Source organism: Nonomuraea endophytica, from assembly GCF_014203235.1.
GTDB lineage: Bacteria > Actinomycetota > Actinomycetes > Streptosporangiales > Streptosporangiaceae > Nonomuraea > Nonomuraea endophytica.
Map to the genome: position 1 here is coordinate 304,869 of NZ_JACHIN010000012.1, position 20,614 is coordinate 325,482.

Below are 20,614 nucleotides of genomic sequence, written 5' to 3' on the forward strand. Positions count from 1 at the left end.
CGTCTACAGGTAGGCGATGCCGACGCCGACCAGGACGACCGAGGCGAAGCCGGCCACCGCGCGCAGCGTGTTCCAGCCGGTCCACCGGGGCGAGTACTCGGGGTAGGTCATCGAGCCGGCGTCGTGCTTGTTGTTCATCGGGACGTTGATGGCGACGGTGACCAGGAACGAGCCGACGAAGTTGACGCCGGCGGCGAGGAAGAACCACAGGGCGGCCGGGGAACCCGCGAGGAACCCGGCCGCCAGGGCCGCGACCGGAGCCCCCATGAAGGGGATGTAGAGCCACGGGTTGAGGATCTTCCGGTTGATGCTCCGCATGGCCGCCTGGGCCTGAGCGGGGTCGATCGCGTTGAGTCCGGGCATGACCGACATCGAGAAGGTGTAGAAGAGGCCGGCGATGGCGGCGTGCAGGACGAGGGTGATCAGAGCGAGTGTCATCATGCGACTATCGTGGCGCACGCGCACTGAGACGGTCCATGGCCTGAACGCTTAATCGCATACGAGTGCGTCTACTTCATCCGGGCCGCCATGCCGTCGATCAAAAGGTCGAGCCCGTACTCGAACCGGGCTTCCCCGTCGGGGTCGGTCAGCTCGTCCACGTAGGTCACGAGCATGGGAAACCGCTCGGGCGGCAGTGACCTGTAGTAGTCCTTGATCTGGCCGACGAAGCTGTTGAGGTAGCTTTCGCGGTCGTTCATCCCCTTGGAGCGCATCCGCGCGTAGTGCTGCGAGCCTTCGTAGGCGTCTCCGGCGATGTAGAGCGACAGCCGGTCCACCCCGAACGAGGCGTCGCGCGGATCCATCCCCGCCGAGATCAGCAACGCCATCATGTACTCGCCGAGCCGCAGCGCGTTGGGCCCGGTCGGCACCGCGGCCATGGCCGCCCTGGCGATGTCGGCGTGGCGGCCCAGCACCCGGTGTGACTCCATCGCGTACTCGCGCAGTTGCGTCTTCCAGTTGGCCGGGTCGGGCTCGCGCACCTCGATCTCGCCCAGAACCAGGTCGTAGATCAGCTCCAGCAGCTCGTCCTTGTTGGACACGTGCGCGTACAGCGAGGCCGGGCCCGTGTCGAGCTCCTGGGCGACCCTGCGCATGCTCAGCGCGTCGAGTCCTTCCGCGTCGAGGATCCGCAACCCGGTCTCCACGATCAACGCCTGACTGAGCTGCTGCTTCACCGGCCTGGGTGACTTGCGCCACGGCGGGGTGGGCACTGACGTCATGTTTTTCCTCCTCCCGGAACAGTGTACTTGACACGAACGCCGTTCGTCATTAGAACAGTGTCCGTACATGAACGCTGTTCGTCCTAAGAACGTTGTTCTCGCAAGGAGTTCGCATGACCGTCACCGCCCCCGCGGGGACCCTCACCGGCACCCAGCCCTACAGATGGCGCTGGGTCGCCCTCTTCGTCATCCTCGCCGCCGAGGTGATGGACCTGCTCGACGCGCTGATCACCACGATCGCCGCCCCGACCATCCAGCGTGAGCTGGGCGGCTCGAACGCGATGGTCCAGTGGCTGACCGCCGGCTACGCGCTGGCCATGGCCGTCGGCCTGATCACCGGAGGCCGCCTCGGCGACCTCTACGGCCGCAAGCGCATGTTCGTGATCGGCGCCTTCGGCTTCACCGCGGCCTCACTGCTGTGCGGCATCAGCGGCACCCCAGAGATGCTGATCGCCTTCCGCGTCGTGCAGGGGTTGTTCGGCGCCGTGATGATCCCCCAGGGCCTCGGCCTGATCAAGGAGATGTTCCCGCCCAAGGAGATCGGCAAGGCGTTCGCCGCCTTCGGGCCGGTCATGACCATCTCCTCCGTCGGCGGCCCCGTGCTGGCCGGCTGGCTCATCGACGCCGACCTCTTCGGCACCGGCTGGCGGATGATCTTCCTGATCAACCTGCCGCTCGGCCTGGCCGCCGCGTTCGCCGCGATCAAGTTCCTGCCCGAGTACCGCCTCTCCAACGCCACCAAGCTCGACCTCGGCGGCATGCTCCTCGTCTCGGCGGCCTCGTTCCTGCTGATCTTCCCGCTCATCCAGGGACGGGAGCACGACTGGCCCGCCTGGACCTTCGCCTCCATGGCCGCCTCGATCGTCGTCTTCGCCGTCTTCGGCCGCTACGAGAGCGCCCGCGTCCGCAACGGCAAGGACCCGCTCGTGGTGCCCGCCCTCTTCCGCAAGCGCGCCTTCACCACCGGCCTCATCGCCGGGCTCGCGTTCTTCTCCGGCATGGTCGGGCTCGGCGTGGTCTTCAACCTCTTCACCCAGGTCGGTCTCGGCTGGGGACCGCTCCAGGCCGGCCTCGCCGGCCTCCCGCAGGCCATCGGCGGCGTGATCGGCTTCGGCCTCGCGATGTCCGGCCTGCAGGCCAGGTTCGGCCGCGGCCTCATGCAGGTCGGCTCGATCGTGATGGCGCTCGGCGCGGCCGTCCTCGCCCTGTTCATCCACCTGAACGGCATGCAGATCGGCTACTGGGAGCTGGCCCCCGGGCTCGCCCTGGTCGGCATCGGCATGGGCCTGACCATGGCCCCGTTCTTCGACATCGTCCTGGCCGGCGTCGAACCCCACGAGTCCGGCTCGGCCTCCGGCACCCTCACCGCCGTCCAGCAGCTCGGTGGCGCGCTCGGCGCCGCAGTGCTCGGGACGCTGTTCTTCAACCTGCTCAAGAGCCAGATGGCCTTCCCCGACGCGCTCCAGATCACGATCGCCGTCGAGATCGGCCTGCTGGCCGCCACGTTCGCGCTCTCCTTCCTGCTCCCCAGGTTCGCCCGCGAAGAAGGACACTGACGTTGTACGGCAAGTGCCCCCCGCATACCGGCCGGGGGCATACGCTTGGCCCCATGAGCACCACGTACACCGTCACCGGCATGACCTGCGGCCACTGCGTCGCCTCCGTGAAGGAAGAGGTGGGGGAGGTCCCCGGCGTCACCGCCGTGGACGTCGACCTGGTCTCCGGCCGCGTATCGATCACCGGCGCGGCCGACGACTCCCTCGTCCGCGCCGCCATCAAGGAAGCCGGCTACCAGGTCGCCTGACTCACATGCTGGGCCGGGTGGAGGTGGCGCTCTCGGCCATCTGCTCCACGTGCTGCATGACCTCGGCCACCGAGACGACACCCGGCCGGTGCGGACGCCGGCGCTGCCACGGCTTCGGCCCTTCCAGTGGCCGGTATTCCACCCCGAGCGCGTCCAGCCGCCCCAGGTGGGCGCGGAGCCGTTCGGCGAAATCGGGGCCGGCGGCGCCCGACCAGCCCACCTCGGCCAGCGCGCACGCCCGCGGCCACGCCTTGTAGTCCAGCGTGCGGGCGTCGGGGATGCGCTCGCTCCACAGCTGCGCCTGCAGTCCGAGCACGTGCTTGCGCTCGGCGAGCGCCCAGGTGGCCGGCGCGGGGTCGAAGGCGGCCACGTCGGCGAGGGTGACCGCGTCGCCGATCGCCATGGGCTCGTCGGTCGAAGCGGCCTCGGCGTAGTCGAAGTACATGGGGAAGACCGGGGTGGCCACCACGTCGTGACCGGCCGCCGCGGCCCGCCGGCCGACCGGCATGCCCCGCCACGGCATGACGAGCGTGTCCGGCCGCAGGTCACCGGCGACGAACGCCTCGTCCCACACCACGGCCCTGGCGCCCCGTTCGGCCAGCACGTCGGCCAGCCGCCGCAGGAACCACGCGTGCAGCGCCGCCACCGACTCCAGCCCCAGCTCCCGCGCGTAGGCGGTGATCTCGGGGGAGGCCTCCCACTGGTCGAGCACGACCTCGTCACCGCCGACGTGCACGTACGGCGTCTCGCCCAGCGCGCCCAGCAGCTCGTCGAAGATCGTGGTGAGGAAGTCGACCGTCGGCGGCAGCGGCGACAGGATCGCGGGGGAGATGCCCCACCGCTCCAGCACCTCGACCGGCTCGCCCGTGGGCCCGAACTCGGGGTAGGCGGCCAGGATCGCCGACGCGTGCCCCGGCACGTCGATCTCCGGCACGATCGTGACCGCCCGCGCCCGCGCGTACGCGGCGATCTCCGCGAGGTCGTCCAGCGTGTAGGAGCCGCCGTGCGGGAGGTCGTCGAACGACTCCTGCTCCCGGTAGTAGTGCGTCGCGGTGCGCGGGCGGTGCGAGGCCACCTCGTGCAGGCGCGGGAAGGCCCGGCTCTCCACCCGCCAGCCCTGGTCGTCGACCAGGTGGAGGTGGAGCCGGTTGAGCTTGTGCACGGCCATCAGGTCGACGACGCGCAGGATCTCCCGCTTGGGGAAGAAATGCCGTGCCACGTCCACGTGCAGGCCGCGCCAGGAGTAGCGCGGCGCGTCCTCGATCCGCACGCCCGGCACCCGCCACTCCGCCCCCGGTGTCAGCCGGTAGGAGGCGTCGGGCAGCAACTGGTGCAGCGACTGCGCGGCGTAGAACGCCCCCGCCCGGTCACCGGCCGCGATCTCGACGCCCCGCGAGCCCGACGTCAGCCGGTACGACTCGGGCCCCAGGGCCGGGTCGAGCCGGATGTCGACGGCGCCGGAGTCGCCCGGCCGCAGGTCGAGGACGGGCAGCGCCAGGCGTACCGCCTCGACGAGGTCGGCGGGGCCGGACACCACGGCGCCCGTGGTCAGCTCGTAGGAGCCGGACAACTGGCTGAGCAGATTGGGGCGAGGAATCATGCCTTGAGATACTGCTGCAACCCGTTGGCCAACGCCAACGCGATGCGCTGCCGGAACTCGGGGTCGCGGAACTTCGCCGCCTCACCGGCGTTCTTCATGTTCCCGCACTCGACGAAGATCTTCGGCACCGTCGAGAGGTTGAGCCCGCCCAGGTCGTTGCGGTAGTCGAGGGCGTCCTTGCCGATGTAGGTCGAGTACGGCAGGCCCGTGCCGGTCTTGAACGCCTGCCGTACCGCGAGGCCGAGCTTCTTGGAGTCGCCCACTACCGGGTCGACCGGCCCGTTGATCTTCTCGGGCATGATCACGTGGAAGCCCTTGTTGCCCGGCGAGGCGCCGTCGGCGTGCACCGAGAGCGCGGCGTCGGCCTTGGCCTTGTTCCCGATCGCCGCGCGCTCGGTGATGCACGGGCCCACGCTGTCGTTGTCGGCCCTGGTCAGCTTCACGCTCGCGCCGCGCTGCTTGAGGATCTTGACCAGGCGGTTGGACACGTCCCAGGTGAAGGCCGCCTCGGTGTAGCGGTCGGCGGTCTCGGTGCCGGTGGTGTCGCAGGGCTTCCACTTGGTCAGCACGTTCACCTTGCGGTTGACGGCCTTGGGATCGCGGAAGTTGCCGCCGTTGTGGCCGGGGTCGATGACGATGACCTTGCCGTCGAGCGGCTTCCTGGCCTCGGTGGTCGCGGCTTGCGCCGGTTGCTGTGGCTGAGCGGATACGGCCAGGTCCTGACCGCCCGCGGCGTCACTGTTGGCGACGCCGCCGCAAGCGGTGGCGGTCAGGCCGAGCAGGGCGAGAACGGTGGCAGGTAGAGCACGCATGAGCTCCAAGGTACGTCACGATCCGGTCTCACCAGACGTGTTCCCCCACTTCCTGCCGCTGGAGGAGGGCCGCGAGCTCCCTCGCGTCCTCCGCGTCGAGGCCGAGAACCACGCGCGGGCGGCCCCACGGATGGTCGAGGGAGTGGGCGACGTAACTGGCCACGGATTCGGCGCCGACGTCGCTCCCCCTGCCCCTGCCGGCGCGCCAGTGTGCCCAGGCGCGTTCGAGCTCGGCCGCCGCGCGCTGGGCACAGGACACCAGTTCTGGATCACGCATGACTGTTCCCCCCGGAAAAGACGCCATGACGCTGACGAGTAAAGCGGGGAGACTCGCCATGGCATCCGGGATTGACCAGCCCTTGAGTAGCTCTTTAGGCCGGTCCCGTGCTCCGCCGTACGATCAGCTCGGGGGTGACCTCGCGCAGCCGGGAGGCCTTCGCGGGGTCGCCGATGCGGTCGCTGAGCAAGGCGGCGGCCGAACGGCCCATCGTACGTCTGGGCTGGTCGACCGAGGTGAGCGAGATGTGGCGCGAGGCCGCGAGATGCGTGTTGTCGTAGCCGATCACCGACAGATCCTCGGGGATGCGCAGCCCCAGATCCGCCGCCGCCGACATGACACCCAGCGCGACCATGTCATTCGCCGCGAAGATCGCGGTTGGCCGCGGTTCACGGGTCAGCAGCGCCGTCGCCGCCGCCCTGCCGCTTTCCTCCGAGCACTCGGCGTGCTCGACCATGATGTACGGCGCCAGCGCGTGCCGCCGCATCGCGACCAGATACCCCTCGCAGCGCGAGGAACGGTTGCCCTCGATGTGGGCGATGCGTTTGTGGCCGTGTTCGACCAGGTGGTCGATGGCCAGCCGGGCGCCGAGTTGATCGTCGTCGACCACGATGTCGACGCCGTCGAGCTCGATGTCACGTTCCCCTACGACGACCGTGGGTGTGTAAGAGGTCGCCTCGATGAGGGTTTCGCTGGTCGGGGCAATGCCTAAGAGCACCAGGCCGTCGACCCGGAGCTCCAGGAAGGCTTCCACCGCTTCGTCCTCGAACGCGGGGTCCCACTGGCTGTTGCCGATCAGCATGCGTAGCCCGTCGCCGTGCAGACTTTCCTGGAGGCCGTCCAGGAACTCGGCGTAGAACGGGTTGTGCAGGTCGGCGACGAGCGCGCCGACCAGATGGGTACGGCCTTCGACGAGGCTGCGCGCCACGGCATTGGGGCGGTAGCCGAGCTCGCGTGCGGCGGCTAGCACCGCCTGTCGCCGATGCTCGCTCACGTGGGGGGACCCACGCAGCACGAGTGAGACGAGCGATTTCGAGACGCCTGCTCGCTCGGCGACGTTGCGGATGGTTGGCCTGGGCCGGGGCAGGGTGTCTACCTCGGCGACGGTCGTGTTGACGGGCGGTCCTGACATGTGTCTCCCCCGCGATGCGGATACGGGCACCTGCCTCACAGAACGATCGAGTACGCCGCAGGGTACGGCTTTCATGAGGTAAGCCTGATGTTGACCCGGACGGCGGGCGGCCGTTATTGGGCATGGAGTCGGATACTGTGCAGGTGTGACACCCGGGAAGTCCTCCGCCGAGGCAGCGCGCCCTGCACGGCGCAGGCTCAGCGTCGACCGGCGTCGCGAAGAGCTCATGGCCGCGGCGCTTGAGCTGTTCAGCAAGCGCGATGCGGAAGACGTCTCGATCGACGACGTGGCCAGCGCCGCGGGCGCCTCACGGGCGCTCGTCTACCACTATTTCGGCGGCAAACAGGAGCTGTATGTCGCCGCGCTGAAAAGCGCCGCACAACAGTTGGAGTCCCGGCTTCGGCCGCTGGAGGGCGGCAGGCCGCTCGACGAGCTGGCCGCCGGTCTCAGGCGTTACTTCGACTTCGTGGAAGAGCACGCGGCCGGGTTCGCCGCGCTGCTGCGCGGGGGGCCGGCCAACCGGGCCGGCGAGGTCGGCGAGATCGTCGACGGGGTCCGGCAGCGGTTGTTCCGCCTCATCCAGAAGCAGATGCGGGTCGATCAGCCTTCGCCGGTGCTGCGCACCACGATCGTGTCGTGGATCGCCTCCGTGGAGACGGCCGGGCTGGACTGGCTGGAGCACCGCGACATCGAGCGTCCCGTGCTGGAGAAGATGCTCGTGGACCAAATGATCGCGTTGCTCGGCGTCGCGGCGAACTACGACCGCGAGGTGCGGACCCTCTTCGAGAGCCTGGCCCACAAGCAGTTCCCCGCCTGATCGGGCAGCCGCGCCATCGCTCTCGCGCCAGGAGAGCGGGCTGCCCGGGAGTGGGAAGGATGGCGCCGGGCGGGCGGCGCCAACTCCCGTATGCGTCCCCCGACGCGCGGGGCGACATGACGTCGTCACGCGGGTGGACCGGGCCGGAGACCCTGGCCCACCGTGAAACCCCCCTATAGGTCCGTGACGACCTCGGAGTTACTCCGAGCGCTGCTGCGGAATCCCCGCCAGCAGCGCGCGGACCTCGGTCTCCCGGTATCGCCGGTGACCGCCGAGGGTGCGAATCGACGTCAACTTGCCCGCCTTGGCCCACCGGGTAACGGTCTTGGGGTCGACCCTGAACATGGTCGCGACCTCGGCGGGCGTGAGCAGTGGCTCGGCCTCGGGTGTACGAGCTGACATTTGTGCGGCCTCTCCTCCGTGTGGACCGGCATCTGCGATCCCTGCGACTGCCTTTGCGCGTGTCACGGATGTCCCCCTATGGCCCAGAGCGTGCGGCTTTTCTGAGCCATATGCGGCATCACCCGAAGTGACCATACCGCCACGCAGAGCGATTGGCGAGCCCTTCTTTGACCCAACTGCCCGCCCACATGGCGATGTCACGCTCGGTGATTCTAGCGACACGTTTCGTGGTATCGCAGTGAAAACGGCAAACTACTCAGTTCGCAGAAGCCAGCAGGCGTGACACGTGACCCACTCATGCCATGCTCTTGCTGGTCAGGACCCCTGTATGGGGTTCAGTTGGCAGATTCCAGAAGTTGCATTGACTTCCAGCGCAAGATCACCCGCTGATACATCGCGAACGCAAGTTCTTCTTGACCTGTGTCCAATCCGGACAAAGCAGCCGAAAGCTCGGCTACAGACTGGTCCGCCTGGAGCGCGTCGTCGTCCATCAGATGGACGAGGCCGCCGTAGTCGAGCTCCACCAGCGAGTGCGGGTGGAACTCCTCCAGCCAGCGGGCCACGTCCTCCACGTCCAGCCCCGCCGCCACGTCCCCCAGATGCTTGCGCAGCACCTGGAGCGCCTTGGCCGAGCGCCGCCTGGCCTGCGCCATGGAGGTCACGTAGATGAGGTTGCGGCCGGTGGTCGTGGTGAGGTCCTGGCCCTTGGGCGGCGTCGAGCCCAGCACCAGCCACCGCTCGTTGCCGTCGAAGGGGATGAACCACGCCGGTGGCACGTGCCAGGTCGTGGTCCTGATGTGGGTGCGCAGCACCGAGGAGCCGCCCGTGCGCTTGAACCGGTCGAAGTCGTCGGCCGTCTGCTCGGCGATCGTCTTGGGGACCAATCGGTCCATCATCTTCACGGGAATCGTCCCGCGCAGCCGTGAGAACGCCAGCCACGAGCGCAGCCGCGTCTGCCAGGGGCAGACATAGAGCCGATCCTCAACGCGGCGCAAATAGGCGTTGGGGCTCTCCTGGGCCGGTGCGGGATTCGGCGGCATGCCGAGCAGGCGCCGGACGGACTCGCCGTGCTCGGCCTGGAGCGCGTTCGCCCGGCGGGGGCGGTCACGCGACTCGGCGTATTCGGCCCAGACCTTCCGCTCAGACTCGCTGAAGGCGGTCAGCGGCTCATAGACGCGGAGGTACGCGGCGTAGGGCAGCACGGAAGGCATCGTGTCATGAAGACAGCCTGCTTGCACCGTTGCTGCCACTACCCTGAGAGGTGATCTCCGCCGCGAAGATGCGGCGGAACCGGACAGGGAGTCACTACCGTGACCGACGTCTTCGGCACGTCCCACAAGGACGTTCACGAACAGGTCGTCTTCTGCGCCGACGAGCAGAGCGGCCTACGCGCCATCATCGCGATCCACAACACCCAGCTCGGGCCCGCACTCGGGGGCACACGTTTCTATCCCTACGAGAGCGAGGCGGCCGCGCTGGCCGACGTGCTCAACCTGGCCAAGGGCATGGCGTACAAGAACGCCCTCGCCGGCCTCGACCACGGCGGCGGCAAGGCCGTCATCATCGGCGACCCCGCGACGCAGAAGTCCGAGCCCCTGCTGCGGGCCTACGGCCGCTTCATCCAGTCGCTCGGCGGCCGCTACATCACCGCCTGCGACGTGGGCACCTACAGCCCCGACATGGACATCGTGGCCAGGGAGTCGCGTTTCGTCACCGGCCGCACCATTGAGCACGGCGGCGCGGGTGACTCCTCGATCCTCACCTCGTTCGGCGTCTTCCAGGGCATGCGCGCCTCGGCCGAGCGGGTCTACGGCACGCCGTCCCTGCACGGCAGGCGGGTCGGCGTCGAGGGTGTGGGCAAGGTCGGCCACCGGCTCGTCGACCTGCTGCGCGAGGACGGCGCCGAGGTCGTCGTCTGCGACGTCAGCCAGGAGGCGATCGACCGGGTGCGCCAGCGCCACCCGGACGTCGAAGTGGTGGCCGACGCCGCCGCCATGGCCGTCTCCGACATCGACGTCTTCGCCCCGTGCGCCCTGGGCGGCGCGCTGACCGACGCGGTGGTGGAGACGCTCCGCGCCAAGATCGTCTGCGGCGCGGCCAACAACCAGCTCGCCCACCCCGGCGTGGAGAAGCAGCTCGCCGACCGGGGCATCCTCTACGCTCCCGACTACGTGGTGAACTCCGGCGGGGTCATCCAGGTCGCCGACGAGATCGAGGGCTTCAACATGGATCGCGCGCGGTCCAGGGCCGCCAGGATCTACGACACGACTTTGAAGATCTTCGGAATCGCCGCCGAGGAGGGCGTACCTCCGGCTGCGGCAGCCGATAGGCTGGCAGAGCGCAGAATGTCGGAAGTCGGGCGAATCAGGGGCATTTGGCTGGGCGCCTGACGCCCCGCGCCCATACGACGTACCGAGCTGGGCACAAAACAGGTACGGTAATAGGCGAACGAGAGGCTGACGTCCGAAGACAGCGGCGTCAGCGAGTGGTGCGTTAGCGACGAGGGGTCGGGGACGACCCCACACGAGGGGGTCGAGCCAATGGGGCGCGGCCGAGCAAAGGCCAAGCAGGTCAAGGTTGCTCGCCAGCTGAAGTACAACAGCGGTGGCACAGATCTTGAACGTCTTCGCGATGAACTCGGGGTCTCAGACTCCAACCACACCGACGACGACGCCGACGACCTCAACGATGAGCTGGCGGATCGCTATGCCGATTACGCCGATGACTACGGCGCTGAGGACGACGACGATGACCGTTCGTCCGGCCGTCGGTAGCCGTTCTCCCGGTTGACGTCTTGTCGCAGGCACCCGGTGCGGGATCCCCGCGCCGGGTGCCTGTGTGATGTGATCCACCCATGAAGACGCAGCTGACTGACACCGCCAGAAAGATCCTCGACGCTCCCAACATCGGCGTTCTGGCCACCCTCAATCCCGACGGCAGTCCGCAGACCTCCGTCGTGTGGGTGGGCACGGACGGTGACGACGTCGTGATCTCCTCCCAGGCGGGCCGGCGCAAGGTCCGCAACCTTGAGCGCGACCCGCGGGCCAGCCTGAGCGTGTTCGACCTCGCGGACCCCGACCTTTACGTCGAGGTCCGCGGCCTGACGACGGTCAGCGAGGACGAGGGCCGGCGGCTGGCGGTGGAGCTGGCGGAGAAGTACGAGGGCGAGGGCGCCGGGCGGGCGTATCTGGAACTGCCCGAGGAGACGGTCCGCGTGGTGATCAGGCTGACCCCGCAGCGCGTGATCGGCCACACGGGCTGATCACTCCGGCTGGTAGTGCAGGTGCACGACGCCGGTGGTGAAGGTGGCGGAGCCGGCCAGCTTGAGCGGCAGCTGGCCGGCCCGCTCGTCGAACAGGCGGGTTCCCGAGCCCAGCACGATCGGGTGGACGTAGAGGTGCAGGTCGTCGAGGAGGCCCGCGCCGAGCAGGGCCCGGGTCAGCGTGACGCTGCCGGTCATGCCGATGTTCCCGCCGGGCCCCTCCTTGATCCGGCGCAGCTCCTCGATCGCGTCGCCGCTGATCAGCGTGGAGTTGTTCCAGTCCGCGCTGCGCAGCGTGGTCGAGACGACGAGCTTGCTGACGTTGTTGAGGTGGTCGGCCATCGGGTCGCTGCGGTGCGGCCACGACGCGGCGAACACCTCGTAGGTGACCCGGCCGAGCAGCAGGGTGTCGGCGCCCTGCTGCTGGGCCATGACGGCCCCGGTCATCTCGTCGTTGACGTAGGGGAAGTGCCACTTGTCCGGTGCCTCCACGACTCCGTCGAGCGAGACGAACAGGCCGGCGACGATCTTCCTCATCGGTTTCTCCTTCTCGGTGGTTCCTGCTTCCACGTCGATCGGGAGATGTGACAGGGAACGCTTCGCCGTTCAGCGCGTGCGCAGGATCGCCGCGCCGTCGCCGGACAGCTCGTCCAGGTAGTCCGCGCGCCCGGTCATCGCCATGATCAGCGCCAGCGTCGGGCCGGTCACCGACGGCCCCGAGCCGCTCGCGAACGGCCCGTCGTCGGCCGCCAGCCGCAGCCCCCGCACCCGCCCCTTGGCCAGGACGACCTGGTCGGAGCCCACGTAATACTCGGCCAGGCGGGTGAGCGTGCCGATCGGATGGTCGCGGCGGATGCCCAGCGGGCGGCGGATGTCCTCGCCGTGGACGACCGTCTCGCCCAGCATGGCGACGAGCGGCAGCGGCGGCTTGGTCCTGCTCGTCACCGCCGCGCGGAAGCGCTCCAGCGTCTCCTCCGGCGACGCGCCCAGTTGCTCGCGCAGCCGCATCACCACCTGCCGGTCGAAGTCGAACCGGCAGCGCACCACGCCCGCCATCCACCGCAGCGGGGTGAGCCGGGCGGCCGAGGTCAGATGGGCCAGCACCTCGCGCACGCTCAGGCCCTCGCACAGGGACGGCGTCGCCCACCACTCGCCCGTCAGCGCCGCGAGGTCGTCGGCCAGAGCCGCCCGCTCGGCGGAGATCAGCGCCCAAAGCCCGGAATCTGTCATGTCAGAGCACCTCCTGTCGTTGACAGGTAGGACTGCGCGCATGATGCAGAATCGTCGCCGTGACGGAAAACGACGACCTGGCGCGGGCCCAGGAGGGGGACGACGCGGCGTTCACCCGTCTCGTCCGGCCGCTCCAGCGCGAGTTGCACGCCCACTGCTACCGCATGCTGGGCTCCGTCCACGACGCCGACGACGCCCTGCAGGAGGCGCTGCTGCGGGCCTGGCGCGGGCTGGCCGGGTTCGGGGGGCGCTCGGCGCTGCGGTCCTGGCTCTACACGGTGGCCACTCGTACGTGCCTGGACCTGGTGAAGGACCGTGACCGGCGGGCCCTGCCCGTCGACCTCGGGCCGTCCAGCGGTCAGGTGGTGCTCGACGCCGTGCCGGTGACCGAGCAGCGGTGGCTGGGGCCGTACCCGGACGTGGGGTTGGGGTATGAGCAGCGTGAGGCGGTCGAGCTCGCGTTCGTGGCGGCGCTGCAGCACCTTCCGGGGAACCAGCGGGCCGCCCTGCTGTTGTTCGACGTGCTGGGGTTCTCGGCCGCGGAGATCGCCGCCATGATGGACGCCTCCACGACCTCGGTGAACTCCGCGCTGGCCCGCGCGCGCAGGGTGGTCGCCGACCGGGTTCCGGGTCCTGGTCAGGCCTTGCGGACTCTTGAGGACGTGCGGGTCCGGAAGCTCGTCACGGGGTTCGCGACCGCGCTCGAGCGCGGTGACGCCGACGCCCTGGTCGCGCTGCTCACCGACGACGTCACCTGGTCGATGCCGCCCCTGGCTCAGTGGTACGGCGGGCTGCCCGCGGTCACCGACTTCGCGGTTCAGGTTCCGCTGACCCGATGCCCCAGCTTCCGGCACCTGCTCACCAGCGCCAACGGCCGGCCCGCCGCGGCCTTCTACCTGGGCGGGTCGGCCGATGAGGTGCATCAGGCCTGGTCGATCACGCTGCTCGGGCTGCGCGGTGACCGGATCGCCGAGATCACCTCGTTCCTCGGCGCCGAGCACTTCCCGGCCTTCGGACTGCCCGCCTCAGTGCCCGATCGGGCGTAGACGCCTGAGCAGGGTCAGCGACGAGACGGCCAGGACGAGCACGATCACCCCGCTGATGGCCGAGATGACGACCAGTCCCTGGGTGAACGCGCCCTGCGCCTCCGCGATCAGCGCGGCGGCCTGCGCCGGCGCGAGGCCGGAGGCGGCGTCGAGGGCCTCGCCGAGCGAGTCGCCCGCATGCGGTGAGGTGGCGAGGCTGCCGTAGACGGCGGTGCCGACGCTGCCGAGCAGCGCGATGCCGAGCGCGATGCCCAGTTCGCCGCCGCACTCCCCGATGGCAGAGGCGGACCCGGCCCGCTCCTCCGGCGCCGAGCCCACGATGAGGCCGAGGCCCAGCGCGCCCACGGGGGCCATGCCGAGGAAGGCGATCGTGACGCCGGTCAAAAGCACGACGAGCCCGTCGCCGGCCACCATCACCACGAACCCGGCCGCCGACACCACCAGCCCCACCCCGACCACGACACCGGGCCGGAACCTCCCGGCGATCACCGGCGCCGCCAGCGAGCCGCCGACCAGGCCGAGCGCGGGCAGCGCCATCCACAGCCCGGCGTTCAGCGGCGACAGGCCCTCGACGAGCTGGAGGTGCTGGCTCACGAACAGGTACACGCCGCCCTGGGTCACCATCGCCAGCGCCAGGATCAGCAGCGCCGCCCTGAAGGACCGGTTGGCGAACAGGCCCATGTCCAGCAGCGGCTCGGCCAGCGCGCGCTGCCGCCGTACGAACAGGGCGCCGCACACCAGCCCGATCAGGACGGCCACGTACGCCACCACCTGGCCGGGATCGTCGGCCAATTCCTTCAGCCCGTAGACGAGCGGCAGGAGCGCGGCCATCGACAGGGCCACGCTGGTCAGGTCGAGCCGCGCCGAGCCGCCGCCCCCGGTCTCCGGCAGATAGGCGAGCCCGCCGAGCACGACCAGGACCATGATCGGCACGCCCATCAGGAACACCGACCCCCACCAGAAGTGCTCAAGCAGCAGCCCGCCGATCACCGGCCCGGCCGCCGCCCCGCCCATGAAGCACGCGGTGAACACGCCGATGGCGATGGCCCGCTGCCTGGCCCCCGGGAACAACCCGGCCACCAGCGCCAGCGCCGACGGCCCGATCGCCGCCCCGGCCACGCCCAGCAGCACCCGCGCGACGATCAGCATGGTCGTCGAGGTGGAGTAGGCGGCCAGCGCCGAGGCGACGGCGAACATGACCGAGCCGATCAGCAGCAGCCTGCGCCGCCCGATCCGGTCGCCGAGCGAGCCCATGGTGATGATGAATCCGGCGATCATGAAGCCGTACACGTCGGTGATCCACAGCAGCTCGGTGGCGCTGGGATTCAGATCGGCGGCCAGATGGGGCAGAGCGAGCAGCAGAACGGTGTTGTCCACAGCGAGCAACAACGTGGCCAGGGCGAGCACGGACAGTCCCAGCCACGCCCCGGCCCCGGTACGGGGAACAGTAGTAGTCATGTGATCAGCCTCAAGGGCGGACGTTCGGGAAATGTTCGGAGGTGTTTAGGGTGAGCTTCATGCGCTTCGCCGTTCTGGGGCCGCTTGAGGCGATCGCCGATGATCGTCCCGTGGGGGTGCCCGAGCGCAAGGTGCGGGCCCTTCTGGCCGGGCTGCTCGCCCACAACGGGCGGGTCGTTCCCTCGGTGCGGCTGATCGAGAGCCTCTGGGGTCCAGAAACGCCGGGCAACCCGCTGGCCGCGCTGCGCGCCAAGGTGTCGCAGCTGCGCCGGGCGCTGGACGAGGCCGAGCCGGGAGCCCGGCTGCTCGTCGTCACCCGCGCGCCCGGCTACCTGATCGACGCCGACACCGACGCCCGCCGCTTCCAGGCGACCCTGGACCGCCTCCCGTCCACGGCCGGGCCCGGTGAACGGGCCGCCGTGCTCGCCGAGGCGCTGGCGTGGTGGCGCGGGCCCGCGTTCGCCGACTTCGCCGACTCGCCGCTCGTGCACAGGACCGCCGTCCGGCTGGAGGAGCAGCGCCTGGCCGCCGTCGAGGACTATGCCGACGTACGGCTCGCGCTCGGCCAGGACGCCGCGCTGGTCGGCGAGCTGACCGAGCTCACCGCCCAGCACCCGCTGCGGGAACGTTTCCACGCGCTGCTCATGCGCGCCCTCTACCGGTCGGGACGGCAGGCCGACGCCCTGGAGGTCTACCGCGCCCTGCGCGACCGCAAGCGCGACGAACTGGGCCTCGACACCGCCCCCGAACTCGCCGCCCTGCACCAGGCGATCCTCGAACAGCGCCCCGCCCTCGGCCGCCCCGAACCCGCCCCGCCGCCCGCGCCCGCCCGCCTGCCCGAGCCGTTGACCGAGCTCGTCGGCAGGGAGAAGGCACTGGCCGACCTGCTCGGCCTGCCCGACTCCGCCCGCCTGGTCACGCTGACGGGCAGCGGCGGGGTGGGCAAGAGCCGCCTGGCCCTGGAAGCCGCCCGCCACCTGTCCGGCCGCTTCCCCGACGGCGTCCACCTGGTGGAGCTGTCCGCCGTCACGGAGTCCGAGGTGCCCGACACGGTCGCGGCGGCGCTCGGGGTACCCGCCGACGGCGGGATCGCCTTGGGCCCGCGGCGGGCGCTGCTGATCCTCGACAACTGCGAGCACGTCGTCGAGCCGGTGGCCAAGCTCGCCGACCTGCTCCTGCGCGCCGGACCCGACCTGCGCGTCCTGGCCACCAGCAGGGAGCCGCTGGGCGTCGCCGGCGAGGTCGTGCGGGAGGTCGCGCCGCTGGACCCCGCCGCCGCCGCACGCCTGTTCACCGCCCGCGCCCTCCCCGGTACGCCGCTGCCGCCCCAGGACGCCGAGGCCGTCGAGGTGATCTGCCGCCGCCTGGACGGCATCCCGCTGGCCTTGGAGCTGGCCGCGGCGCGGGTGCGGTCGATGGGCATCCGTGCGCTGGCTGATCGGCTGGACGACCGGTTCCGGCTGCTGTCGGCCGGGCGCCGGGCCGGGCCCGCTCATCAGCGCACGCTCAAGGCGGCCATCGACTGGAGCTGGGACCTGCTCAGCGAGCCGGAGCGCGTGGTGTTGCGGCGGCTGGCCGTACAGGCCGGCGGGTGCACGCTGGAGGCGGCGGAACGGGTGTGCGCGGTGCCCATGCCGCTGCCCGGAGGCCCGCCCGGTGACGTCGAACTGGCCGCCGAGGCGCAGGCGGCCGGGCTCGGGCCCGACCACCTCGACCCGGCCGGCGTCGCCGACCTGCTGGCCCGGCTGGTGGATCGATCGCTGGTGGTGCGGTCCGATGGGCGGTACCGGCTGCTGGAGTCCGTGTCCGCCTATGGCATGGAACGGCTGCGCGAGTCGGGCGAGCACGACCTCGTGCTGCGGTGGTATGCCACGTACTACACCCAGCTTGCCGAGTGCGCCGAGGCGTACAGGTCGGGGCCCGCCCGGCACCGCTGGGTGAGCCGGTTGGACGTGGAAAGCGCCAACCTGCGCGCCGCCCGCGAGGCGGCCGAGCTCCTGGGCGACACCCGCCTTGCCACGCGGCTCACGGGGTCGCTCGGCTGGTACTGGACCCAGACCGGACGGCCCGCCACCCCCCTCGACGAACCAGCCCCAGCAACCCTCCTCCTGTAGGGCGGCTGCTCAGGGGCGGAAGGCGGAGGTGTGGTCGGTGGCCCATTCGGCGAAGGTGAGTCCGGGGCGGCCGAGGATCCGCTCGACCTCGCCGGTGACCAGGTCGTGCTGGAGGTAGGAGCGGGCCTGCAGAGTCAGGAAGCCGGCGGCCAGCGCCTCGGGCACCCCGGCGCGCAGGAGCCCCTGCAGCGCGGCCTCCGGCGGGACCTCCTCGAAGCGCAGCGGGCGGCCGATCGCCGCGCCGATGGTCTCGATCATCTCCTGCTGGGTGAGGGCCCGCGGGCCGGTCAGGACCGGGCGTTCGCCGGCCAGGTCACCGGTGAGCAGGGCGTGCGCGGCCACTGCGGCCAGGTCGCGCTCGTGCAGGGGCGCCCACGCCGCGCCCGCGTACGCGCTGCGCACCGTGTCACCGGCGCGGATCTGGGCGGCCCACGAGCCGATCGTGTTGACGGCGTAGTAGCCGGAGCGCAGGGCCGTCCACTCCATGCCGGAGGCCGTGACGGCCGCCTCGGCCTCCTTGTTGTACTCGCCGCGCAGCCGGGAGGGCTGCTCGTCGAGGTCGTGGTCGACGTTCAGGGCGGACATGGTGACCACCCGCTCGACCCCGTGCTCGCGGGCCAGGCCCAGCAGGCGGTTGGCGGCGGCCGTGACGGCGTGCGGGTCGGGGTTGTGGCCGAGGGCGCGCGGGTTGAGGAACAGCCCGGAGACGCCGTCCAGGACCCGGCCCAGATCGCCGTCCTGGGCCCGGCCCAGATCGCCGTCCTGGACGCGCGCCTGGTCGTTGTTCAGGGCACGGGCCGGGTCAACCTCCACGACGTCCACGCCGTCGGGCAGGGCGGCGGCGCGGGCGTCGCGGGTCATCGCGCGCACCTTGGCTCCCTGGGCGAGCAGGAGGTCGATCAGCGGGCGGCCGACGGTGCCGGTGGCTCCGGTGACCAGGACGGTGGCGTTCGAAAGTCGTATCATATGGAAACCGTAGCATATAGTTTGAGAGTCATACGATATGAGTTCCGTAGAGAGTGATCGGCGTGAGCGGAGGCGGGTCGTCAGGGCGGTCAAGGAGTCCCTGCGCGACCTGAACATCCAGCTGGCCCTGCTCAACCGCCAGATCGGCACCCAGGTCAACCTCAAGGACGTCGACTGGAGCTGCCTCGACCTGCTCAACCGGCACGGCCCGCTCACCCCCACCGCGCTGGCGCGCAAGGCCGGCCTGCACCCCGCCACGCTGACCGGCATCCTCGACCGGCTCCAGCGCGGCGGCTGGATCGTGCGCGAACGCGACCCCGACGGCCCCGACCGCCGCGCCATCACCGTGCGCGCCCGCCGCGAACGCAACCAGGAGGTCTACCGGCTCTTCTCCGGCATGAACGCCCAGATGGACGCGCTCTGCGAGGACTACACGGACGACGAGCTGGCGCTCATCGCCGGATTCCTCCAGCGCACGACCGGCGCCGGTCGCACCGCCACCGAGCGACTCGCCGAAGACTGACGCCGGGAACTACATGGAAGCGCAGGTGTCCCGGCAGCAGCGGACGAAGTCCTGGACGACGGGGTCGGTGTCGGCGGCGGGTGGCCAGGCGATGCCGACCCGGGTCGGGCTGACGCCGGTCACCGGGCGGTAGGTGACGCCGGGGCGGGCGTAGTAGCGGGCCGAGGAGGCGGGGGCGAGGGCGACGCCGTACCCGTTGGCGATGGCCTGGAGCCAGGCGTCCGGCTGGTCGGTGGTGGCGCCGACGCGCGGCGGGCGGCCGTCGCGCTCGTCGGCCGCCAGCCAGTAGTCGCGCCACTCGCCGGTCTCCTGGGGTGCGGCGACGAAGGGCTCGTCCCACAGGTCCGCGAAGGCGATCTCGGCGCGCGCGGCGAGCGGGTGGGAGGACGGCAGCGCCACCCAGCGCGGCTCCTCCAGCAGCACCTCGTGCCGCAGCGTCTCCTGTCCGGGGAACGGCAGGCGGAGCAGGGCCGCGTCCACCTCACCGTCCGCCAGCCCGGCGCTCGGGTCGGACCAGGCCGCCTGCAGCATCTCCACCCGCCAGCCGGGACGCAGCCGGCCGAAGGCGGCGACGATGTCCTGGGTGGCCTCGTTGGCCGCGCTGGCCAGGAACCCGACCCTCAGCACGCGGGCGGCCACCCTCGCGGCGCTCTTCGTCTCGCGCAGCACCTGGTCGCAGGCGGCCAGCAGGCCGGGCGCCCGCTCGCGCAGCGCCTGCCCGGCCTCGGTGAGCGCCATCCCGGCCCGCGAGCGGGTGAACAGCCGCACGCCGAGCTGCGTCTCCAGGCTCCTGATCTGCTTGGTCAGCGCGGGCTGGGACACGTAGAGCCGCTCGGCGGCCCTGGTCAGGCTGCCCTCCTCGGCGACGGCCAGGAAGGAGCGGACGAGCCGCGTGTCCACATCCATTCCATCAGGTTATCGATACAGCTATTGGACGCCTTCGGCGCGGCTCGGCAAGGGTGGAACACACATCCAGCGAAGGGGGAACAGCCGGTGTTCACCGCTTATGTCGTGGTGGTCGTCGTGGCCGCCGCATTCAACTTCGCGGCGGCCGCCGTCGACTTCGCCCGCGCCAAGTGGGTCCTCGCCAACATGGACAAGTACGGCGTGCCGCGTTCGTGGATCACCTCGCTGGGCGTGGCCAAGGCGGCGGGGGCGGTCGGGCTGCTGGCCGGGCTGGCCGTACCCGCGATCGGCGTCGCGGCGGCGGCGGGGCTGGTGCTCTACTTCGCCGGCGCCGTGTTCACCGTCGCGCGCGCCCGCGTCCACGCGGACCTGCCCTTTCCCGGGATCTTCCTCGTGCTGGCCGCGGCCTGTCTGGCGCTGGCGCCCGCCGCCGTCTAGGGGTTGGGCAGCGAGGGGTGGGCGGGCCACGGGTCGGGGTTGAGGATGGCCCAGCGTTCGTGGTCGCGCCAGCCGCCGTCGATGAACAGCATCTCGGGGGAGTACCCCTCATGGCGGAACCCGAGGCGCTTGACGAGCTTGATCGAGGCGTGGTTGTCCGGCTGGATCTGGGCTTCCAGGCGGTGGAGCCGCAACTGCTCGAAGGAGTAGCGCAGGACGAGGGCCAGGCCCTCGCTCATGTAGCCGTGCCCGGCGCTGGGGGCGAAGGCCGCGTAGCCGAGCGAGCCGTTCTGGAAACGGCCGCGGATGATGCTGTTGATGTTGACCATGCCGGCGATGTCACCGCTGTCGCGCAGGCACACCAGCAGGCGGCGGGTGTTCGCGGGGTCGAAGTGGGCCAGGTACGCCTGGAACTCCCCGGCGGTGGCCGGCAGCGACATCCACGGATGGTGCAGCTCCGCGCTGGCCTTGGTCAGGCTGGTGAACTCGTCCTCGTCGTGCCTGGTCAGCGGCCGCAACGTCACCCGCCCGGCCCCCGGCGGCAGGCTCGCCAGGAACGTCTCCACCTCTGCCGCGATCTGCACCAGCCCCTCAGTCATGCGTGGCA

24 protein-coding genes are annotated in these 20,614 nt (G+C 70.6%); 10 read left to right on the top strand and 14 right to left on the bottom strand.

Annotation, left to right across the window (positions count from 1 at the left end):
- Positions 1 to 3 precede the first annotated feature (3 nt).
- Positions 4 to 441, bottom strand: coding sequence for an anthrone oxygenase family protein (locus HNR40_RS37855; RefSeq protein WP_184970148.1), 438 nt, complete (start codon positions 439 to 441; stop codon positions 4 to 6).
- 68 nt (positions 442 to 509) lie between these two features.
- Positions 510 to 1,220 (bottom strand): TetR/AcrR family transcriptional regulator, encoded by a 711-nt coding sequence (locus HNR40_RS37860; RefSeq protein WP_184970150.1) that lies wholly within the window; start codon positions 1,218 to 1,220, stop codon positions 510 to 512.
- 113 nt (positions 1,221 to 1,333) lie between these two features.
- Here HNR40_RS37860 and HNR40_RS37865 point away from each other — a divergent pair, with 113 nt between their 5' ends.
- Both HNR40_RS37865 and HNR40_RS37870 read left to right on the top strand, forming a co-directional pair.
- Positions 1,334 to 2,776 (top strand): MFS transporter, encoded by a 1,443-nt coding sequence (locus tag HNR40_RS37865; RefSeq protein WP_184970152.1) that lies wholly within the window; start codon positions 1,334 to 1,336, stop codon positions 2,774 to 2,776.
- A 53-nt stretch (positions 2,777 to 2,829) separates the two neighbouring features.
- Positions 2,830 to 3,024, top strand: a complete 195-nt coding sequence (locus HNR40_RS37870) for a heavy-metal-associated domain-containing protein (RefSeq protein ID WP_184970154.1) — start codon at positions 2,830 to 2,832, stop codon at positions 3,022 to 3,024.
- A gap of 1 nt (position 3,025) precedes the next feature.
- Here HNR40_RS37870 and HNR40_RS37875 read toward each other — a convergent pair whose 3' ends face one another.
- The 4 genes from HNR40_RS37875 to HNR40_RS37890 all read right to left on the bottom strand — a co-directional run bounded on the left by HNR40_RS37875 (position 3,026) and on the right by HNR40_RS37890 (position 6,845).
- Positions 3,026 to 4,624 (bottom strand): beta-N-acetylhexosaminidase, encoded by a 1,599-nt coding sequence (locus HNR40_RS37875; protein WP_184970156.1) that lies wholly within the window; start codon positions 4,622 to 4,624, stop codon positions 3,026 to 3,028.
- The gene (locus tag HNR40_RS37880; protein WP_184970158.1) at positions 4,621 to 5,436 is read right to left on the bottom strand and encodes an N-acetylmuramoyl-L-alanine amidase; all 816 of its coding nucleotides are present in this window, start codon (positions 5,434 to 5,436) and stop codon (positions 4,621 to 4,623) included. The genes HNR40_RS37875 and HNR40_RS37880 overlap by 4 nt, the downstream gene beginning before the upstream one ends.
- A 28-nt stretch (positions 5,437 to 5,464) precedes the next feature.
- Entirely contained in the window at positions 5,465 to 5,713 is a 249-nt protein-coding gene (locus tag HNR40_RS37885) for a hypothetical protein (protein ID WP_184970160.1), read from the bottom strand.
- A gap of 94 nt (positions 5,714 to 5,807) precedes the next feature.
- A complete protein-coding gene (locus tag HNR40_RS37890) occupies positions 5,808 to 6,845 on the bottom strand; it encodes a LacI family DNA-binding transcriptional regulator (RefSeq protein ID WP_184970162.1) in 1,038 nt (345 codons plus the stop codon).
- Positions 6,846 to 6,990: 145 nt separating this feature from the next.
- Here HNR40_RS37890 and HNR40_RS37895 point away from each other — a divergent pair, with 145 nt between their 5' ends.
- Positions 6,991 to 7,662 carry a TetR/AcrR family transcriptional regulator gene (locus tag HNR40_RS37895; RefSeq protein ID WP_312896665.1) on the top strand — a complete coding sequence of 224 codons (672 nt, stop codon included), beginning with the start codon at positions 6,991 to 6,993 and terminating at the stop codon, positions 7,660 to 7,662.
- 198 nt (positions 7,663 to 7,860) lie between these two features.
- Here the strand turns inward: HNR40_RS37895 and bldC are convergent, their stop codons facing one another.
- Together bldC and HNR40_RS37905 are read right to left on the bottom strand one after the other, a co-directional pair.
- Positions 7,861 to 8,064, bottom strand: coding sequence for a developmental transcriptional regulator BldC (bldC, locus tag HNR40_RS37900; RefSeq protein ID WP_013133571.1), 204 nt, complete (start codon positions 8,062 to 8,064; stop codon positions 7,861 to 7,863).
- Between the two features lie 335 nt (positions 8,065 to 8,399).
- Positions 8,400 to 9,266 (bottom strand): DUF8083 family protein, encoded by an 867-nt coding sequence (locus HNR40_RS37905; RefSeq protein ID WP_184970326.1) that lies wholly within the window; start codon positions 9,264 to 9,266, stop codon positions 8,400 to 8,402.
- 108 nt (positions 9,267 to 9,374) lie between these two features.
- Here HNR40_RS37905 and HNR40_RS57525 point away from each other — a divergent pair, with 108 nt between their 5' ends.
- The 3 genes from HNR40_RS57525 to HNR40_RS37920 all read left to right on the top strand — a co-directional run bounded on the left by HNR40_RS57525 (position 9,375) and on the right by HNR40_RS37920 (position 11,326).
- Positions 9,375 to 10,454, top strand: a complete 1,080-nt coding sequence (locus HNR40_RS57525; protein WP_184970164.1) for a Leu/Phe/Val dehydrogenase — start codon at positions 9,375 to 9,377, stop codon at positions 10,452 to 10,454.
- A 150-nt stretch (positions 10,455 to 10,604) separates the two neighbouring features.
- Positions 10,605 to 10,838 carry a DUF3073 domain-containing protein gene (locus HNR40_RS37915; RefSeq protein WP_184970166.1) on the top strand — a complete coding sequence of 78 codons (234 nt, stop codon included), beginning with the start codon at positions 10,605 to 10,607 and terminating at the stop codon, positions 10,836 to 10,838.
- An 80-nt stretch (positions 10,839 to 10,918) separates the two neighbouring features.
- Entirely contained in the window at positions 10,919 to 11,326 is a 408-nt protein-coding gene (locus HNR40_RS37920; RefSeq protein ID WP_184970168.1) for a PPOX class F420-dependent oxidoreductase, read from the top strand.
- On the opposite strand, the gene HNR40_RS37925 is transcribed toward HNR40_RS37920, so the two are convergent.
- Both HNR40_RS37925 and HNR40_RS37930 read right to left on the bottom strand, forming a co-directional pair.
- Complete coding sequence (locus HNR40_RS37925) at positions 11,327 to 11,863, bottom strand: dihydrofolate reductase family protein (RefSeq protein WP_184970170.1); 537 nt, start codon at positions 11,861 to 11,863, stop codon at positions 11,327 to 11,329. It abuts the gene before it with no gap.
- A 69-nt stretch (positions 11,864 to 11,932) separates the two neighbouring features.
- On the bottom strand, positions 11,933 to 12,556 hold the full coding sequence (locus HNR40_RS37930; protein ID WP_184970172.1) for a maleylpyruvate isomerase family mycothiol-dependent enzyme: 624 nt from the start codon (positions 12,554 to 12,556) through the stop codon (positions 11,933 to 11,935).
- 59 nt (positions 12,557 to 12,615) lie between these two features.
- Between HNR40_RS37930 and HNR40_RS37935 the strand changes: the two genes are divergently transcribed.
- Positions 12,616 to 13,602 (top strand): sigma-70 family RNA polymerase sigma factor, encoded by a 987-nt coding sequence (locus tag HNR40_RS37935; protein ID WP_184970174.1) that lies wholly within the window; start codon positions 12,616 to 12,618, stop codon positions 13,600 to 13,602.
- Here the strand turns inward: HNR40_RS37935 and HNR40_RS37940 are convergent.
- The gene (locus HNR40_RS37940; RefSeq protein ID WP_184970176.1) at positions 13,582 to 15,060 is read right to left on the bottom strand and encodes an MFS transporter; all 1,479 of its coding nucleotides are present in this window, start codon (positions 15,058 to 15,060) and stop codon (positions 13,582 to 13,584) included. The two genes, HNR40_RS37935 and HNR40_RS37940, sit on opposite strands and share 21 nt — an antisense overlap.
- A gap of 59 nt (positions 15,061 to 15,119) precedes the next feature.
- Here HNR40_RS37940 and HNR40_RS37945 point away from each other — a divergent pair, with 59 nt between their 5' ends.
- Positions 15,120 to 17,174: an AfsR/SARP family transcriptional regulator gene (locus HNR40_RS37945; RefSeq protein ID WP_184970178.1), complete on the top strand. Its 2,055-nt coding sequence runs from the start codon at positions 15,120 to 15,122 to the stop codon at positions 17,172 to 17,174.
- A gap of 9 nt (positions 17,175 to 17,183) precedes the next feature.
- Here the strand turns inward: HNR40_RS37945 and HNR40_RS37950 are convergent, their stop codons facing one another.
- Positions 17,184 to 18,140, bottom strand: a complete 957-nt coding sequence (locus tag HNR40_RS37950; protein WP_184970180.1) for an NAD(P)H-binding protein — start codon at positions 18,138 to 18,140, stop codon at positions 17,184 to 17,186.
- A 37-nt stretch (positions 18,141 to 18,177) separates the two neighbouring features.
- On the opposite strand from HNR40_RS37950, the gene HNR40_RS37955 reads away from it, so the two are divergent.
- Positions 18,178 to 18,663: a MarR family transcriptional regulator gene (locus HNR40_RS37955; protein ID WP_184970182.1), complete on the top strand. Its 486-nt coding sequence runs from the start codon at positions 18,178 to 18,180 to the stop codon at positions 18,661 to 18,663.
- Positions 18,664 to 18,672: 9 nt separating this feature from the next.
- Here the strand turns inward: HNR40_RS37955 and HNR40_RS37960 are convergent, their stop codons facing one another.
- Positions 18,673 to 19,569, bottom strand: a complete 897-nt coding sequence (locus tag HNR40_RS37960) for a LysR family transcriptional regulator (protein WP_184970184.1) — start codon at positions 19,567 to 19,569, stop codon at positions 18,673 to 18,675.
- 87 nt (positions 19,570 to 19,656) lie between these two features.
- Between HNR40_RS37960 and HNR40_RS37965 the strand changes: the two genes are divergently transcribed.
- Complete coding sequence (locus HNR40_RS37965) at positions 19,657 to 20,007, top strand: DoxX family protein (RefSeq protein WP_184970186.1); 351 nt, start codon at positions 19,657 to 19,659, stop codon at positions 20,005 to 20,007.
- On the opposite strand, the gene HNR40_RS37970 is transcribed toward HNR40_RS37965, so the two are convergent.
- The gene (locus HNR40_RS37970; protein WP_184970188.1) at positions 20,004 to 20,606 is read right to left on the bottom strand and encodes a GNAT family N-acetyltransferase; all 603 of its coding nucleotides are present in this window, start codon (positions 20,604 to 20,606) and stop codon (positions 20,004 to 20,006) included. The genes HNR40_RS37965 and HNR40_RS37970 overlap by 4 nt on opposite strands.
- Between the last annotated feature and the right edge of the window lie 8 nt (positions 20,607 to 20,614).

What these genes read in the sequence shown, in the direction of transcription:
- HNR40_RS37855 (WP_184970148.1), bottom strand. Translation starts at nt 441, where the DNA reads ATGATGACACTCGCTCTGATCACCCTCGTCCTGCACGCCGCCATCGCC.
- HNR40_RS37860 (WP_184970150.1), bottom strand. Translation starts at nt 1,220, where the DNA reads ATGACGTCAGTGCCCACCCCGCCGTGGCGCAAGTCACCCAGGCCGGTG.
- HNR40_RS37865 (WP_184970152.1), top strand. Translation starts at nt 1,334, where the DNA reads ATGACCGTCACCGCCCCCGCGGGGACCCTCACCGGCACCCAGCCCTAC.
- HNR40_RS37870 (WP_184970154.1), top strand. Translation starts at nt 2,830, where the DNA reads ATGAGCACCACGTACACCGTCACCGGCATGACCTGCGGCCACTGCGTC.
- HNR40_RS37875 (WP_184970156.1), bottom strand. Translation starts at nt 4,624, where the DNA reads ATGATTCCTCGCCCCAATCTGCTCAGCCAGTTGTCCGGCTCCTACGAG.
- HNR40_RS37880 (WP_184970158.1), bottom strand. Translation starts at nt 5,436, where the DNA reads ATGCGTGCTCTACCTGCCACCGTTCTCGCCCTGCTCGGCCTGACCGCC.
- HNR40_RS37885 (WP_184970160.1), bottom strand. Translation starts at nt 5,713, where the DNA reads ATGCGTGATCCAGAACTGGTGTCCTGTGCCCAGCGCGCGGCGGCCGAG.
- HNR40_RS37890 (WP_184970162.1), bottom strand. Translation starts at nt 6,845, where the DNA reads ATGTCAGGACCGCCCGTCAACACGACCGTCGCCGAGGTAGACACCCTG.
- bldC (WP_013133571.1), bottom strand. Translation starts at nt 8,064, where the DNA reads ATGTCAGCTCGTACACCCGAGGCCGAGCCACTGCTCACGCCCGCCGAG.
- HNR40_RS37915 (WP_184970166.1), top strand. Translation starts at nt 10,605, where the DNA reads ATGGGGCGCGGCCGAGCAAAGGCCAAGCAGGTCAAGGTTGCTCGCCAG.
- HNR40_RS37920 (WP_184970168.1), top strand. Translation starts at nt 10,919, where the DNA reads ATGAAGACGCAGCTGACTGACACCGCCAGAAAGATCCTCGACGCTCCC.
- HNR40_RS37925 (WP_184970170.1), bottom strand. Translation starts at nt 11,863, where the DNA reads ATGAGGAAGATCGTCGCCGGCCTGTTCGTCTCGCTCGACGGAGTCGTG.
- HNR40_RS37930 (WP_184970172.1), bottom strand. Translation starts at nt 12,556, where the DNA reads ATGACAGATTCCGGGCTTTGGGCGCTGATCTCCGCCGAGCGGGCGGCT.
- HNR40_RS37940 (WP_184970176.1), bottom strand. Translation starts at nt 15,060, where the DNA reads ATGACTACTACTGTTCCCCGTACCGGGGCCGGGGCGTGGCTGGGACTG.
- HNR40_RS37945 (WP_184970178.1), top strand. Translation starts at nt 15,120, where the DNA reads ATGCGCTTCGCCGTTCTGGGGCCGCTTGAGGCGATCGCCGATGATCGT.
- HNR40_RS37950 (WP_184970180.1), bottom strand. Translation starts at nt 18,140, where the DNA reads ATGATACGACTTTCGAACGCCACCGTCCTGGTCACCGGAGCCACCGGC.
- HNR40_RS37955 (WP_184970182.1), top strand. Translation starts at nt 18,178, where the DNA reads ATGAGTTCCGTAGAGAGTGATCGGCGTGAGCGGAGGCGGGTCGTCAGG.
- HNR40_RS37960 (WP_184970184.1), bottom strand. Translation starts at nt 19,569, where the DNA reads ATGGATGTGGACACGCGGCTCGTCCGCTCCTTCCTGGCCGTCGCCGAG.
- HNR40_RS37970 (WP_184970188.1), bottom strand. Translation starts at nt 20,606, where the DNA reads ATGACTGAGGGGCTGGTGCAGATCGCGGCAGAGGTGGAGACGTTCCTG.